Annotated in this window: 3 protein-coding genes; 2 read left to right on the top strand and 1 reads right to left on the bottom strand. The window is 65.6% G+C overall.

Going from position 1 to position 2,372, the window contains the following annotated elements; genetic code table 11:
• Positions 1–993: glycoside hydrolase family 76 protein (locus tag K728_RS0111360; protein WP_024476786.1), on the bottom strand; the 993-nt coding region annotated here is incomplete at its 3' end.
• A gap of 169 nt (positions 994–1,162) precedes the next feature.
• Here K728_RS0111360 and K728_RS0111355 point away from each other — a divergent pair.
• Positions 1,163–1,939 (top strand): 3-hydroxyacyl-CoA dehydrogenase, encoded by a 777-nt coding sequence (locus K728_RS0111355; RefSeq protein WP_019482317.1) that lies wholly within the window; start codon positions 1,163–1,165, stop codon positions 1,937–1,939.
• Between the two features lie 32 nt (positions 1,940–1,971).
• A partial coding sequence (locus K728_RS19240) for an acyl-CoA dehydrogenase family protein (RefSeq protein WP_019482318.1) occupies positions 1,972–2,372 on the top strand: 401 nt, incomplete at its 3' end.

Here is a 2,372-nt window from a genome sequence, read left to right as displayed (position 1 = left end):
GCCGGTGCCGCCGCGGGCCGTCGTCCCCTGCGCCGTCTTCCGCTTCGGCGCTGGCGTCCCGTCAGGTACAGTCCGTCCGGTCCACAGCGTCTCGGCCGTCGTCGTCACCAGTGCTCCGGCGGTGCGCCGTGTCGCGGACGGCAGGGCGGGGGTCGCAGCAGCGACAGCCAGGTAGCGGGCCAGAATTCCGGTGAACAATCCGCCGTCGCCCCCACCATGCGTCCACAGCACGCCGTCGTGCGTCAGCTGCTTGTCGACGGCGAGGATCAGGTCTTCAGCACTGGACAGGTTATCCGGCCCACCGAGTTCCAGGAGGGCACCAAGCACGGGCCCCTGGTTATAGGTGTAGATGGTTGGTATCAGCCTCTCGCGTCCGCCAGCGATCCGGATACCATCCTGGAACAACCCGGTGCGGGGATCCTGCAGGCGACCCTGCAGCCAGTCGACCAGCTCCTGGGCCCGGACCGTATCGCCTCGCCGGGCGAACAACAGGGCGGCGGGTCCCGTGGCCGGGGTGTTCTTGAAGTCACGGTCGGTGTTCCAGTACAGCCCGCCGTCGAGCTCGGGGGTGTGCGCAGACCGAAGCGCCCGCATCAGAGGCGAGCCGGGATGTCCACCGCCGCGCCCCAGCTGACGGAACCGATCGGCGGCGAGCGCAAGCCACGCCATATCGTCGTAATAAGAGTTGGTCCAGCGCAGTCCGTTGCGTAAGTAGATGCTCCGGAGCAGCCGGCGTGCCGTGACAGCCTGCTTTTCGGCGGCACACTCATCGGATTCGCGCAGGGCCGCATCCACCAGTGCGTCAAGGTAATGAGCCTGCCACCAATAGTGCCAGGGGGACAGGCCCCGCCCGGGAGGAAAACGCACGGCGCCGAGGTGGGTGCCCGGCAGACCCCACAGCCGATGACCGAACCTGGACCCCACGGATTCAGCTGCGGCCCGAGCCCGCAACCCGGCTGTACGGACCGGGTGTTCCTCCCGCGAATTGAGCATAAAACCACCCTAGCCGGACAGCGCGGTACCTGTATTGAGCAATCTGCCAATTCCCGGCCACCCCGGATGCAGTATGGGCTACGTCACAGTAATGTTTAGTGGGCATCAGGTTCCATCCCAGCACCAAATGGCGGCAAATCGCCCAATGGCACCAACTCGAGGAGACTTCATGGACATCAACCACACTGTGGCCCTGATCACCGGAGGAGCCTCCGGCCTGGGACAGGCCACTGCCAGGCAACTGCACGGCGAAGGCGCCACCGTGGTGCTGGTGGACCTGCCCCAGTCGGCCGGCGCCGAGTTCGCTGCCGCGCTGGGCGACCGGGCCGTGTTTGCCCCGGCAGACGTCACCGATCCAGCACAGGTCCAGGCTGCGGTCGATACTGCTGTTGCGCTCGGCCCGCTTCGCACAGTGGTCAACTGCGCGGGGATCGCCACCCCCGGGAAGGTCCTCGGACGTGACGGGGTACTTCCCCTGGAGCAGTTCACCAAGGTCATCAACATCAACCTGATCGGCACCTTCAACGTGATCCGGTTGTCCGCGGAGGCGATGGCAGCAACCGATCCCGTGACGCCGGAGGACGGCTCGGCTGAACGCGGGGTCATTGTGAACACCGCGTCAGTCGCAGCGTTCGACGGTCAGATCGGCCAGCCAGCCTATGCCGCCTCCAAGGGTGCCGTCGCCGCGATGACCCTGCCCATCGCGCGTGAACTGGCCCGGTCGCTGATCCGGGTGGTCACCATTGCGCCCGGGATTTTCGAGACCCCAATGATGTCGGGGCTGCCCCAGGAGGCGCAGGATTCCCTCGGCGCCCAGGTCCCTCACCCGTCCCGGCTCGGCAAGCCCGCCGAGTACGCAGCCCTCGTCTCCCACATCGTGCAGAATCAGATGCTCAACGGCGAAACGATTCGCCTCGACGGTGCCATCCGGATGGCGCCGAAATAGCTGCCCAGCGCAGCCCAGAAAGGAACAGCTCAATGGAGAGCACCCTCCCCTCCGCCGATTTTATGGGCTTCGAATCCCTCCTCAGCCCCACCGAAAGCGCCAAACTCGACGACGTCCGTGACTTTCTTGCTAAAGAGGTCGCTCCGTCGGCGGAGGAGTGGTGGAACCGGGCCGAGTTTCCCATCGAGGTGCTGCCCAAACTCGCCGCACTGAACCTGAGCACGCCCGTCCAACAGGGGTACAGCTACCTCTTCGGCGGCATGGTCATCGCTGAAATGACCCGCGCGGACACGTCCCTGGCCACGTTCTTCATGGTGCACCACGACCTGTTTGTCGAAGCATTGCACGAGTTCGGGTCCGAAGATCAGAAGGCCCGTCTCCTCCAGGACGCGATGGATCTGAAGATTACCGGCGCGTTTGCGCTCACCGAGCC

The sequence above is a fragment of the Arthrobacter sp. CAL618 genome (assembly GCF_000468215.1).
Lineage (GTDB): Bacteria > Actinomycetota > Actinomycetes > Actinomycetales > Micrococcaceae > Arthrobacter_D.
This window is presented reverse-complemented; position numbering and strand designations above follow the sequence as displayed.

Excerpts from the sequence above, each read along its gene's own strand:
- K728_RS0111355 (WP_019482317.1), top strand. The coding sequence starts at position 1,163 with ATGGACATCAACCACACTGTGGCCCTGATCACCGGAGGAGCCTCCGGC.